We start from the raw sequence: 12,358 nt of genomic DNA, 5'->3' as shown, positions 1-12,358 counted from the left end.
CCTCAAAGGAAAGCCAGTATGCCAGCGCGCCATGACCGACTTGTTCCTGCTCCTTTTTTCAAGACACAGGTCAAGATGAGAGCGATTCCGCGATGCATAGCGAAATGGTGGTTCCATTTACGGCGATGATCTGCATGGAGGTATTATGATACTTCCGTCTAGCCACAGCTTATCGCAATGGGGGCGGCCTGCAGCGATCCTGGGGGAAGCGCAAGCCAGCGCTTATGGAGACAGTCAACCACTGTCCGCCGGATAAATTTTTTTCTATGTTTACTTTTTCGTCTGTGTTTTCAATGTCGGATACAAATAGATTTCATCCTATGGAATTTCGGAGCGACCCGCAGATATGAAGCCTATATACATGAAGTCACTCCTTATCATTCTTCATTTCCAGTATGACGTGGAGAGCAAGCTTAACGAAAACACGACACTCTGATGAAAGATATACGATTTGAAGTTGAATATCCAAGAGTTCATCCCATTCGGGTGATCTCTTTTTATATAGATATCTTTGAAAAGCCGGTGCTCGGGTTCCTCCAAGCAACCGGCTTCTTCTATTTTGAAAGGAGACTTGACAGATGGCCAAAGTAATCGCCCTTGCCAATCAGAAAGGCGGCGTGGGCAAAACAACGACAGCGGTCAACCTTGGCATCGGGTTGGCTGCGGAAGGCAAGCGGGTGCTGCTGCTGGATGCAGATGCACAAGGGAATTTAACGGATTCACTTGGTTTTCAAGAGCCGGACAACCTCCCGGTATCGCTGGCGACAATGCTGCAAAAATGTATGGCGGAAGAAGCCTATGACCCGCAGGAAGGCATTTTGCAGCATCACGAAGGAATTGACCTGATGCCCGGCAACATTGAACTGTCCGCCGTAGAAGTGGCGCTTGTGAATACGATGAGCAGGGAAACGATTATGCGGGCGTACATCGATTCCGTCAAGGACAACTATGATTACATCCTGATCGACTGCATGCCAAGCATGGGCATGATGACAATCAACGCCTTGGCAGCGGCAGATAGCGTCATTATTCCCGTCCAAGCCCATTATTTGCCCGCAAAAGGCATGACGCAGTTATTACAGACGGTTGCCCGCGTTCGCCGCCAGATCAACAAAAAGCTGGTGGTGGAGGGAGTGTTGCTCACGATGGTGGACAGCCGCACCAATTTTGCCAAAGATATTTCCTTCATCCTTCGCCGCGATTATGGGGACAAGCTGCGCGTGTTTCAGACGGAAATCCCCCTTTCCATCCGCGCGGCGGAAACCAGCGCTCGCGGCAAAAGCATTTATGCGCACGATCCGGGCGGACAAGTCGCCAGAGCTTATGCCTCATTAACGAAGGAGGTGCAGGATATTGGCAGCGAAAGAAGACCGACGCGCCAGCATCAAGCTGACCACAGTCGATGATTTGTTTACAACGGAAGAAACCCGGAATGCGACACAGAAGGAACAGATCAAGGAAATCCCGTTGGCGGACATCAGTGATTTTCTCGATCATCCTTTTAAAGTAAAGGCAGACGATGCGATGTTGGAAATGGCAGAAAGCGTAAAGCAATACGGGGTGCTGGTTCCTGTGCTGGTACGTCCCAAAACAGATGGCGGCTTTGAAATGGTGGCCGGGCATCGGCGTAAAAAGGCAAGTGAAATGGCGGGAATGGTAACTATTCCATGTATTGTTCGTGAGTTGGACGACGATCAGGCGACCATTATTATGGTGGACAGTAATTTGCAGCGAGAGCATGTGTCTCCGAGTGAAAAGGCGTTTGCATATAGGATGAAGTTAAATGCGATGAAACGTCAGGCAGGCAGACCGAGCAAAGAAAATGCTGCCCAAGTTGGGCAGGATATAAATGGTAAATATTCGGTCGAGATTTTGGCGGAGCAAGTAGGTGAAAGTCGCAATCAGATTAAACGCTACATCCGTTTAACCGAACTCATCTCCCCCATTCTCGAAATGGTGGACAATAAGGATATCGCATTTAGCCCGGCGGTTGAAATCTCTTACTTGGCCGAGAAAGAGCAGCAAGCCCTGCTGGAAACAATGCAAGCCGAAGATTGTACGCCTTCGCTGGCACAGGCGCAGCGCATGAAGAAGCTCAGCCAGGACGGTAAGCTGAACGGGGATGTCATCTTCGGCATTTTGACGGAGGAAAAGCCGAATCAGAAGGAGAAGCTGACGATTCGCAAGGAACGGCTTAGCCGCTTTTTCCCCCAAGACTATACCGTGCAGCAAATGGAAGAGGTCATTGTGCAACTGGTAGAAAATTGGTATCGCAGGAAGCAGCGGGAACGTGAACACGAGCGTTAATATCCCCTTCTCTCTAGGATGGAGAGATTTTTTTATGCCCATTTTTGCTGAAAGGAGCCTTTCAGATGGACTTTACCGCAGGAAAACGGCGACAGTATGAGCGGCTGATGAAGGAAAAGCCCGGCTTTACCCGCAACGATGAATTGCCAGATGAGGATGAACGGGAGCCTCGCAAGCAGAGAAAAGGTGCACTATGCGGGCATAAGAGGCCTAATCGCAAAAGGAGTCGGGAGGACTGACGATGGAGCAGGAGAAACGAATGGCTGGCGACTATGAGGTCTATCAGGCGCTGCCTATCGGCAGAGTCGAGGTTATTTTGGGCATCGACACGACGAATGCCGAGAAGCCCTATTTGGTCTGCTACTGCGACCAGAACAATTTGTTTGGCATCGATCAGTATTATGGCGCAGAAGGATACGCGGACTATCTGGAGGCAATGCGGGAGTTCGCTAAGCTCATGCAGTGGGAGATCGAGAAGCTACAGACGGAGCGTTCTGCCCTTCCGGAGCCGATGGCCCCTATTCTATCTGCCCATTGCCTGCCCATCAAAGGGGAGGATGAACTTAGCGGCAGGCTTGTCGTGATCCGCCCGGAAAGGCTGCGACCGGAGTTTCGCACGGCGGATCACCAACTGGTTTGGGTGACGGGTGGCTTCGGCGCATCGGGACATTCGCGCGGACGAGCGGTTTACGCGGAAAGGCTCTATTCGGGCGACGAATGCCGCTATAACCGGGAAGACTTGGCGGGCTTCCTCAAACCGGAGCATACACCGGCGTGGGCAGTAGAGAAGCTGGCGCTGCTTCAAGCGGAGAAGCAGCAGAAGCCACGGTCGCGAGACGAAGCCCGCTGAAATTCAACTCATAATAAAGAAAGGAGTCGTTAGCGATGTTGCCGACTTATCGAAACCGCAAGGTGTTAGTCATTGCAGCTATTGGGGTTGGGTTGACGCTGCTCGTGGCGGCAGCCGTCTTTTTGCTGATGCAGTATAACGAGCAGCAGCACTTGCAGCAACAGATGCAAGAAAGCTATGAAAAACAAATCGAGCAACTGAATCAAGAAAAGGAATTGAACAGCCGCGAGGTGTGGGTAGCAAGCCGAACCGTTGCGGCAGGTGTCGCGCTCACAGCCGATGATCTCCAGGCGATTCCGATGCCCATGACCCTTCTGCCACCCGGTGTCATTACAGAGCGGGAAGCGATTATCGGAAAGCATGCCAAGGTGGAGCTGGAGGCGGGCACGCCGCTGCTCGCTTCTTTGTTGTACGAAGGACAGCCGGTTCCGAAGGATGTACGGCTCAAGGAATTTCAGGTCATTCAGCTTCCCTCCAATCTGAAGGCTGAGCAGTTTATTGATGTACGGATCGGTTTTCCGACCGGAGAGGACTTTGTACTGCTGTCCAAAAAGAAGGTGCGGCAGTTGACGGGCAATGTCGTGTGGTTGGAAATGAACGAGATGGATATTTTGCAAACGTCCAGCGCTATTATTGATGCTTATCTGCAAGGGGCGCGACTTTACGCGCTGCCGTATATCGAGCCTGGCTTGCAGGAGGCGGCAGTCGTGAACTATCCGGCCAATCCGAAAGTGCTCGACCTGATGGAGATCGACCCAAACCTGCTCGAAACGGCGAAAACCGAATTGGCTCGAAGCCTGCGCCAAACGCTGGATGCCAATTTGAAGGCGGTCAGCGAGTCGGACAAGCTGCGGGCTTCCAGCGGCAATGTCACGGTGCAGCAGCAATTGCAAAATGAACGGGCGACAACCCGGCAAGGCAACGCCATGTTTGAAACGCAGCCGCTGTCAGGCAGCGGAGCTTCGGAACCGCATGTATCAAATGACAAATCGTCGGGAGAGGGGCAGTCGCCGGTTTCCGCAGTGCCATCGCCGGAACCGTCAGCTCCTGCCAACCCGGCAGACTCGATTACGCCCCCTACGGCCGCAACCGAAACGGAAGCTGCGACGGAAACCGAAGCGCCATCGGGAGAAGAACGCTGGGAGGACATTTTAAATCAGTAAGGGAGACGGCTATGAAAAAAATCGTATTTCTTGGTTCGGCGGACAAAAGCCATGTGCTGCTGGCGCTGGGCCGTTTGTTGACCGCACTGGGGCAGAAGGTACTGCTGGTAGATTCGACGATGGGACAAGCGGTTCAAGGCTATTTGCCGCCCGCCTTCACGGGCTGCGCTGTGCAGGAGTTTGAGGAGATGGATGTGGCCTACGGCTACATTACTGCCGCGCAGTTGGATCGCGCATTGGAACAAGCGGGAACAGTAGGCACATATGATGTGCTGCTGCTTGACACGGATCATACGCAGATGATAACAGGACGGAATTTGCCCGATTTTGACAAGCGGATTTGGTGCTGGGACGGCAAGCGGCTGTCGCTGCAAAAAAATGAGGAGCTGATGCTGCGCCTGTGTTTGCACGAGGCGGAAGCGCCGCTCTCTTTTTATGAATGGCTGTCTCCCGCGCTGCCGGGCACATTGCCTGCATGGCGGGCCGAAACACGGCTGCGCCATGTGGAGTGGCTGGAGCCTTCCTTTCATTTTCCGTTGGATGAACGTGACGCCATAGCGGATTTGCATAACCAGCATCAGCATCGCATCGACCTTCGCCGCGTCAGCGGAGCGTTTCGGCAAGTGCTGCTCACCATGCTGCAACAGCTTGGGGATTGCGATGCCAAGGCTGCGCGGCGCGCTTGGGCGACGGCTCAAAAGCGATGGCGAGTCTGGTAGAAAGGAGTGGAACGATGGGAATGATTGTCGTGTTTTGGAGTCCGTTCCCCGGTCAGGCCGGAACGACCACCAGTCTGCTGGCGGCGGCTACGTGTATGGGGCTGGAATACTCGGCCCGGCTGCTGCTCCTTGGCCTTTTGCGCGAGGAGGATGAGGCGGTGCAGCGCGCCTTTTACCCGCCAGAAAAAAATCCGTCCCCGTTGCCGGATACCGGCATGGATGCGCTGCTGCGACTGCTGCAAAACCGCAAGCTGGAAGCGAGAATGCTGAGAGATTATGCGCAGCCGCTGCTTCGGGAGCGGCTGGATGTTCTGCCTGGCTCGGCGAAGCCGAACGCAGGCTTTGCCATGCTGGCGGAGCGCTGGCTGGAGCCGCTTTTGGACACCGCCAAGCGTGCCTACGATCTGGTGCTGCTGGACGGCGGCAGCGTGACCGCTCCGGGCTGGCGGGAGAAACTGCGGAATCGGGCGGATCTCATCGTCGTTTGCTTGCCGCAAAATCGCTTGCTGCTGGAGCGTTTTTTTCAATCGCCGGAAAGCGTACAGCTCAACGAGCAGAAAGCGATGCTCGTGTTTGGACAGTTCGATCCGGGTTCGTCTCTGACTGTAAACAACCTCCAGCGCCGCTTTCATTGGCAGCAGCCAGCCTTTCCAGTCGTGCATAATACGGGCTGGCTGGACGCGGTTCAGCACGGGGAGGCGATTCCGTACTGGTTTCGCAATCGCAAGACCTCGCGCCAGCATGAAAACCATCGCTTTGTCCGGCATGTGAGGGAATTGGCGCATGCGCTGATCGAAGGCGTGGGCCGGAATCAGCCTGTATTCGGCGGCAAGGAGGACAAGCCATGATGACGCTGCTGAACACCCTGATTGTCATTGCCTTGCTGCTGCTGGCCGTATTCTTCCTCTATTTGCGCATGAGCCGCCGTCTGCCGGAGCGAACGGATGGCGAGACCGTGTACACGCTGGCGGCGATGACTGCGTTCGTCAAAGACATGCTGCACGAAATGACAACGAGCCATCTCAGCGACTTTGGCTTGTCCGAGGAGGAGTATCGCCGCCGCAAGAATAAACGGGCGGAGCTCAAGAAGGCGCTTCGCGGCTGCACCTCCGGCGATTTGCGGGATAAGGAATACGTGAAGCAGGTCATCACCGATTTGCTGATGCAGCAATACGAAATGGACGATGCGCATCTGAACCTGCTCCTGCCGTTTCATCAACCGGAGTCGCTTTCCGCCCAGGATCAGTTTGATATCCTGTTGGATCGCTACAAGCAGCAATTCGGGCTGCGGGCGCTGGAGCAGATGATTCAGGCGTATGAGCTGGATCGGCAACGCTTTGATGAAGACGGTCAGCTTGAGGCTTACCGGATTTCGAGGGCAGAGATTCGAGACATTTACGCGCAGGAATCGCCCTCTTTGCAGACCGAGGACAAGCTTCGCATTGTCGTGCAGCGGATTTACCAGCACTACAAAGGCTTTAGCGTCATCGACGAGCTGCGCGATATGCGAATCGACGGCGTATCCGGCGGCGTGTCCGGTTTGCCGCCGCTGATGTGGGAGGGCGAATGGGCGTTGGAGGACGAGGTAGAGTGGCAGGCGCTGCCCCGTTCGCATGATAGCGTATGGCTGTTTTACAAGGGCAAGTCCATTCATTTGAGCTTCCTGTCGTTCGGCACGGAACAGGAGCTGCGCCGAGTCTGTCAGCTTATTTATAAGCACAATTTTCCCGGCCAACTTTCCGAAGCAAACGGGTATAAGGTCAATGAAATGGGCGACGGCTCCCGCGTCGTCGTCTTGCGCCCCCGGTTCGCGGAATCGTGGGCTTTTTTTGTGCGCAAATTTGATGTGCAAAGCGCCACGCTGGAGCAGTTGATTCAGGACGAAAACGCGGAATTGCCCATCGGACTCATCCGCTATTTGGTGGCGGGCGCGCGTATTACGGCGATTACCGGCGCGCAGGGCAGTGGCAAGACGACCCTGCTGATGGCGATGGTGCGCCATATTCCGGCGGTGCTGCCGATTCGGGTGCAGGAAATGAGCTTTGAGCTGCAACTGCGCAAAATTTACCCGAACCGCAACATCGTCAGCCTGCGGGAAACGGAAACGATCTCCGGCCAGCAAGGGCTGGACATTCAGAAAAAGACGGACGGCTCGGTGAACATTTTGGGCGAGGTGGCGACCGATCCGGTTGCGGCGTGGATGGTGCAAATGGCGCAAGTAGCTTCGCTGTTTACGCTGTTTACCCATCACGCCAAAACGTTTCGCGATCTCGTGCTGTCGCTGCGCAATTCGCTGCTCAAGACCGGCGTGTTCAGCAGCGAGCGTGTGGCGGAACAGCAGGTCGTCAGCGTCGTCAATTTCGACATTCATCTGCGCCGTGACCTGGACGGACGGCGGTATATCGAACGGATTACGGAATGTGTGCCGGTGCCGCAGGAGGCGGACTATCCAGCCGAGTTTATCGGCAAGATGACCAAGGATGTACGGCAGGCCGCTTTTATGGATACCGCGCTGGAGTTTTTTCGGCGCTCGACGGATCGCCCGCTGTACGCCGCGCGGAATCTGATCGAATACCGGGACGGACGGTATGTCGCTGTTCATCCGCTGTCCGAGCAAAGCCGCCGGGACATGGCGACCTATTTGAGCGGCCCGGATCAGGCGGTATTCGATGCCTTCCTGTCCAGCCATTGGGGGGATGCGCGATGATGCGGGAATGGCTCTCTCCCCTGCTCGGCATCTCAACGGTTTTGTTCCTGATGGCGGTGGCGGCGTTCCTGTGGCTGTCCCGCCGCGATTCGGACATTGCCGCCATTCGGCGGTATGAGTCGCTCCGTAAGCCGGGACAAGCCTCGCGCAGGCAAGCGATGTACAGCTTCCTGCAACAGCTCTACAGCGTGTGCGAGCAAGTACCGATCCTGCGCGCCTATTTGCATCATTTGCGCAAGCGGCTCCTGATCGTTCGGCTTGGCGACGAGTGGAAGCTGCGGCTGGAGACGATGAAGTCGGCCTTGCGAGTGTGGAGCCTCTTGCTCCTGCTTGTCCTCCCTCTTGCCGTCATGGTGCGCGATCCGTTCACCTGGGGCATGCTGCTGATCGGTCTGTGGGTAGGGCACGGCGTTTTGGCGGACATGGGCGTGCAGCGGCTGGAGCTGCGCCTGCTCCGGCAGCTTCGCATCTTCTTCGGCGATATCCGCCACCACTACCATCGCCACGGCATGGTGGAGGAAGCGATTTACGAAGCGGCGGACGGCGCTCCCTATGAAATGGCGCTGCACGGGCAGGAACTGTACGAGATGCTGACGGACAGCGATGCGGAGGACAAGCTGGCGCAATATGTGGAACTCGCCCCCAACCGCTATTTGCAAGGGCTGGCTGGATTGTCTTACCTCATTAAAGAGCATGGCGACCGGCAAACGGAAAGCGGCTCAGTGTACCTGAAAGGGCTGGAAAAGCTGTCCGGCGAGCTGAATCTGGAGCTGCTGCGTCGGGAGAAGCTTAGCTATTTGTTGCAAGGGCTGACGGTGATCGCGTTGGTGCCGCTGCTTTTTACCCGCCCGATTGAAGCATGGGCCAGCCACTTTTTCCCGTCAATGGACGCCTTCTACGCCGGAGCGCTCGGCTGGCTGGCGAAGCTGACCCTGCTCGTGGTTGTCTGGTTGTCCTATGTGCTGCTCCGCGCGCTGGGAGAGTTGGACGGGACTGCCCGATCAACCAGCCGAAACAGATGGGAAAGGCGCGTGTACGATTGGCCATGGATACGCTGGCTCGTGCAACGGTTGATACCTGTCCCCGATTCGCGGGAAGCGCAGCGCGTGACCCGGCTGCTCAAGGACACGGCATCGCCGCTGCGGCTGGAATGGTTTTATGTGCAGCGCTTAGTCGCGGGCGCGTTGGCTTTCACCGCTGTATTGGGGCTGTTCGTGTCCTTGCATGCAGCGGAGCGGCACCAACTGCTTTATGCGCCGGTAAAACCGGGGATGCTGTTCGGGCAGTTGTCCGCCGAGGAGGAAATCAAGGCGCGGGAAACTGCAGCGCTGGATCGCCACATTTTGGAACAAGTAAAGGAGGTGAGGCCGCGCAACGAACGCATCATCATGAACCTACTCCGTCAGCAGGCGGTAAACGGTGAACAGGAAGAGCAGCTTCGCCTGACCGCGCGGCGGGTGATGGACAAGCTGGAGCAATTGGATCAGCCGTGGCTGCTGTGGTGGGAAGCCTTTCTAGCACTTGCCGCAGGCTGGGGCGGGTATGCGCTGCCCGTCGGCATCCGGTTGTTTGAGCGGCGCATGCGGCGAATGGAGATGAAGCACGAGGTCGATCAACTGCAAGCGGTGATCGCCATGCTTTCCGGGATGGAGCGCATGTCGGTCGAACAACTGCTGATCTGGATGGAGCAGTTTGCCCGTGTGTTCAAGGAGCCGCTGCAAGCCTGCTTGCTCCACTTTGAACAGGGCGAGGAGCAGGCGCTTGCGCAACTCAAGGAGGATGCGCCGTTTCTGCCGTTCGTGCGGACGGTGGAGAAGCTGGAGCTCGCATCACAGCATTTGACGATCCGCCAAGCGTTCGACGATCTCGAAGCGGAGCAGGCGTTTGCGCGGGAGCAGCGCAAGCAGGAGTATGAGCAGTTGATTGAGCAAAAAGCAGGCTGGGGCCGATGGATTGGCTTTACCCCCTTGATGACGCTGATCTTCGGGTATTTGGTGATACCGCTCATTGTCGTTAGCCTGCAGCAAATGACCGCCTATTATGAGCAGCTTCAGCGCATTCAGTAGGCGGCAGCATCGCTTTCCCTCATCTTGCGGGAAGGCATTTTTGTATTTCCATGTCAAAGGAGCGAATGGAAGATGTCGAATGCACAAAAAGCATTGGTGATGGCAGCGGGGATTTTCCTCGCCATCGCCCTCATTACCCTGGCCGTGGTCTTGTTTGTTTCGGCCCAGGATTCCACCAAAGCGGCTCAAAGCAATTTTAGCAACATTCAAACCGAGCTGTCGCAGACGGCCTTTACGGTATACGACAATACGACGTTGTCGGGCAGCCAGGTTGTCAACGCGCTGCGCAAATTCCGCGATGTCGATCAATTCGGTATTCAGATTTTCACTGGCAAAAATCCGGCTGGACTTTGGTACGGCAAAACGATCAATACGAGTGTGCCAATGGATAACGTGACCTACGGCACGGTCGTTGGCGTTGCTCCCGGCCTGATCGCCCAAACGGTAGACGAGGCGGATATTAACTATGTCAATCCGAGCGGCAAGTTCCGCGCGACTCTGGTGCTGGACAGCAGCAATGTCATTCGCGGCATTGTTTTCCGGCAGCAGTAAGACCGAATGAAGGGCTGAAAGCGTCTGGGTATCCCCGGGCGCTTTCAGTTGGAAGGAGGAAAAACGGATGGATTATGCCCCGAGAACGATGATGGAGATGAGTGTCGCGTTTCTGGCGTTTCTGCTCGCGGCGGGAACGGGCCTAATGCTGTTTCAAAACGGAGCTTCGCTGAATGCGTTGGCCTACGTCTCGGGCCAAGCCCAGAATCGCAGTTTGCATCAGACCGCAAGCCCCATAGCCAGCGACGGCACGTTCAGCGGTGCGGAGGTACTCCACGTACTTGCGCGGCTGGAAGAAGGCGATGCGGAAATAATCGTGAACGGTGTCCGATACGAAGCGCCGCTGGAACGGGAGCAGCTTCGCGTAAGCGGCATCCACCTGCAAGCGAAATATGTGCCGCAATATGAGCGGGATGAGAGCGGACGGCTGCTGCGGCTGATCTTGAGGCGAGTGCCATGAACACGCTGACCAAGCTGTTTGCGGTGCTGATTGCCCTCCTGTTGCTCTACCTGTATCCGCTCGCCGCCGCCTTTGACCAGCAGGACGATATTTCCGAGCTGGTGGCGCTGCGGGCGACGACCTCATTTGTGGATGCGGTGCGCGACAAGGGCGGCATTACGCCCGCTATGTACTACGATTTTATGGCCGCATTGGCTGCAACGGGCAATAGCTTTACGGTCGAGATGGAGCATGGCAGCAAAAAATACGTGCCGGTCTACGATGACCCGACTCGGCCGGAGACGTTCCGCGGCATCTATGAAATACATTTCGATTCGTACTATGACGAACAGATTTTGCCGGTACTGTTTCCTGACAATACGCTGGCCAGAGATGATCCAAGCCGCCGCTACCGGATGCGGGCGGGTGATAGCTTCTCAGTCACGGTGCGCAATACGAATCGGACGGCGGGGACGCTGATCTTTGACATGTTGAACAATACGATCAGCCCGAATGAAAAGATCGTTATTCCCTATGGAGGGATGGTGCGCCATGCGATGGATTGAGTGGGCGATTGTCGGCGCACTGCTGTTCCTTCCGTTTGCCACCATCAATCGTATTGAGACGGATGCGCTGCGCCGGACGCTGCTGACCGAATTACGATATGACGCTGCGCTGGATGCGGCGGTGGACGATGCGGCGAGCCAGTTAATTGGCAATGCCAGCCAGCAACGGGAAGCGCAGTACGGCTCGGAGAAACGGGTCGCACTAAATAAGGAAGACGCCATCGCGGCGTTTTATCGGACGCTGGGTGCGGGCTTTGGCATCGCGGACGATCCGGTGGCGCAAGGCACGCTGCGCCGCTACATCCCCGCGATTGTCATTGTGGGGTATGACGGCTTCTATGTGTATAGCGAACACGAATGGGTTGGCGCTGACGGGAAGGCGGTGATGAAGCCGGTTTGGGGCGCGAAGAAGCCGTATGCCTACGCCGATGCGGCCGGCAACAGCCTGTCGTTTACGCTGGATCAGGAGGTATTGGCTTACGATGCGGCGAGCGGAAGCTGGCAGGAAGGGTTGCGGCAGGACATTCGGCAGCAAACGTCGATTCCGCTCCTGCAGGATGCCGAACAATTTGAGCAGATACGGCGCAGCACGATTGTCCGGGCGATTCAGGATGAACTGGCATATCGGATCAACCAATACAATGAAACCGTCTCCCGATCCGGATTTTCGTACGTGTTCACCTTGCCGCTGATCCCGGATGAGGACTGGAGCAACAGTATCGACGATGTGGGCGTCATGGCGTTTTTGCAAGGCATTCCGATGGGCGTGAAGGTGTACAACAGCTATGCATTGGGGGGAAGCCGGGTGCTGAAACAGGAGGCCATTATCGGCGCTCGAAAAGGCGCGATGAAGGTATATTTCCGCAACTCCTGCGGCTACGGATATCCGCGCGAAGAGGTGTTTGCCAACGAGCAAGCGGCTGCGCACAAGGGGTACATGCCGCTGCCCTGTCCGCAATAGCTGGCATTATCGAAAGGAGGAAGCCGGA

At 56.1% G+C, this 12,358-nt stretch carries 13 protein-coding genes; all 13 read left to right on the top strand.

What is annotated here, in order from left to right:
• Positions 1 to 578: 578 nt before the first annotated feature.
• The 13 genes from AK95_RS30325 (at position 579) to AK95_RS30270 (ending at position 12,330) form a co-directional block, all read left to right on the top strand.
• Complete coding sequence (locus tag AK95_RS30325) at positions 579 to 1,406, top strand: ParA family protein (RefSeq protein ID WP_071223628.1); 828 nt, start codon at positions 579 to 581, stop codon at positions 1,404 to 1,406.
• On the top strand, positions 1,354 to 2,307 hold the full coding sequence (locus AK95_RS30320) for a ParB/RepB/Spo0J family partition protein (RefSeq protein ID WP_071223627.1): 954 nt from the start codon (positions 1,354 to 1,356) through the stop codon (positions 2,305 to 2,307). The genes AK95_RS30325 and AK95_RS30320 overlap by 53 nt, the downstream gene beginning before the upstream one ends.
• A gap of 65 nt (positions 2,308 to 2,372) precedes the next feature.
• Positions 2,373 to 2,546, top strand: a complete 174-nt coding sequence (locus tag AK95_RS34355) for a hypothetical protein (RefSeq protein WP_162487672.1) — start codon at positions 2,373 to 2,375, stop codon at positions 2,544 to 2,546.
• Between the two features lie 2 nt (positions 2,547 to 2,548).
• Positions 2,549 to 3,157 carry a hypothetical protein gene (locus tag AK95_RS30315; protein WP_071223626.1) on the top strand — a complete coding sequence of 203 codons (609 nt, stop codon included), beginning with the start codon at positions 2,549 to 2,551 and terminating at the stop codon, positions 3,155 to 3,157.
• A gap of 35 nt (positions 3,158 to 3,192) precedes the next feature.
• Positions 3,193 to 4,320, top strand: a complete 1,128-nt coding sequence (locus AK95_RS30310) for an SAF domain-containing protein (RefSeq protein WP_071223625.1) — start codon at positions 3,193 to 3,195, stop codon at positions 4,318 to 4,320.
• An 11-nt stretch (positions 4,321 to 4,331) separates the two neighbouring features.
• On the top strand, positions 4,332 to 5,039 hold the full coding sequence (locus AK95_RS30305) for a hypothetical protein (RefSeq protein WP_071223624.1): 708 nt from the start codon (positions 4,332 to 4,334) through the stop codon (positions 5,037 to 5,039).
• A complete protein-coding gene (locus tag AK95_RS30300; RefSeq protein ID WP_235613262.1) occupies positions 5,003 to 5,887 on the top strand; it encodes a hypothetical protein in 885 nt (294 codons plus the stop codon). Before AK95_RS30305 ends, AK95_RS30300 begins: the two co-directional genes overlap by 37 nt.
• Positions 5,884 to 7,746: an ATPase, T2SS/T4P/T4SS family gene (locus AK95_RS30295; protein WP_071223622.1), complete on the top strand. Its 1,863-nt coding sequence runs from the start codon at positions 5,884 to 5,886 to the stop codon at positions 7,744 to 7,746. Before AK95_RS30300 ends, AK95_RS30295 begins: the two co-directional genes overlap by 4 nt.
• Positions 7,743 to 9,812 (top strand): hypothetical protein, encoded by a 2,070-nt coding sequence (locus AK95_RS30290; RefSeq protein ID WP_071223621.1) that lies wholly within the window; start codon positions 7,743 to 7,745, stop codon positions 9,810 to 9,812. The genes AK95_RS30295 and AK95_RS30290 overlap by 4 nt, the downstream gene beginning before the upstream one ends.
• A 72-nt stretch (positions 9,813 to 9,884) precedes the next feature.
• A complete protein-coding gene (locus AK95_RS30285) occupies positions 9,885 to 10,364 on the top strand; it encodes an ABC transporter permease (RefSeq protein WP_071223620.1) in 480 nt (159 codons plus the stop codon).
• A 67-nt stretch (positions 10,365 to 10,431) separates the two neighbouring features.
• On the top strand, positions 10,432 to 10,824 hold the full coding sequence (locus AK95_RS30280) for a hypothetical protein (protein ID WP_071223619.1): 393 nt from the start codon (positions 10,432 to 10,434) through the stop codon (positions 10,822 to 10,824).
• Positions 10,821 to 11,369, top strand: a complete 549-nt coding sequence (locus tag AK95_RS30275; RefSeq protein ID WP_071223618.1) for a hypothetical protein — start codon at positions 10,821 to 10,823, stop codon at positions 11,367 to 11,369. Before AK95_RS30280 ends, AK95_RS30275 begins: the two co-directional genes overlap by 4 nt.
• Positions 11,356 to 12,330 (top strand): hypothetical protein, encoded by a 975-nt coding sequence (locus AK95_RS30270; RefSeq protein ID WP_071223617.1) that lies wholly within the window; start codon positions 11,356 to 11,358, stop codon positions 12,328 to 12,330. The genes AK95_RS30275 and AK95_RS30270 overlap by 14 nt, the downstream gene beginning before the upstream one ends.
• Positions 12,331 to 12,358 lie beyond the last annotated feature (28 nt).

It is taken from the genome of Paenibacillus sp. LC231, from assembly GCF_001860525.1.
Taxonomy (GTDB): Bacteria; Bacillota; Bacilli; order Paenibacillales; family Paenibacillaceae; genus Paenibacillus_AQ.
This window is presented reverse-complemented; position numbering and strand designations above follow the sequence as displayed.

Coding starts and splice junctions, on each gene's coding strand:
- AK95_RS30325 (WP_071223628.1), top strand. CDS start 579: ATGGCCAAAGTAATCGCCCTTGCCAATCAGAAAGGCGGCGTGGGCAAA.
- AK95_RS34355 (WP_162487672.1), top strand. CDS start 2,373: ATGGACTTTACCGCAGGAAAACGGCGACAGTATGAGCGGCTGATGAAG.
- AK95_RS30315 (WP_071223626.1), top strand. CDS start 2,549: ATGGAGCAGGAGAAACGAATGGCTGGCGACTATGAGGTCTATCAGGCG.
- AK95_RS30310 (WP_071223625.1), top strand. CDS start 3,193: ATGTTGCCGACTTATCGAAACCGCAAGGTGTTAGTCATTGCAGCTATT.
- AK95_RS30305 (WP_071223624.1), top strand. CDS start 4,332: ATGAAAAAAATCGTATTTCTTGGTTCGGCGGACAAAAGCCATGTGCTG.
- AK95_RS30295 (WP_071223622.1), top strand. CDS start 5,884: ATGATGACGCTGCTGAACACCCTGATTGTCATTGCCTTGCTGCTGCTG.
- AK95_RS30290 (WP_071223621.1), top strand. CDS start 7,743: ATGATGCGGGAATGGCTCTCTCCCCTGCTCGGCATCTCAACGGTTTTG.
- AK95_RS30285 (WP_071223620.1), top strand. CDS start 9,885: ATGTCGAATGCACAAAAAGCATTGGTGATGGCAGCGGGGATTTTCCTC.
- AK95_RS30280 (WP_071223619.1), top strand. CDS start 10,432: ATGGATTATGCCCCGAGAACGATGATGGAGATGAGTGTCGCGTTTCTG.
- AK95_RS30275 (WP_071223618.1), top strand. CDS start 10,821: ATGAACACGCTGACCAAGCTGTTTGCGGTGCTGATTGCCCTCCTGTTG.
- AK95_RS30270 (WP_071223617.1), top strand. CDS start 11,356: ATGCGATGGATTGAGTGGGCGATTGTCGGCGCACTGCTGTTCCTTCCG.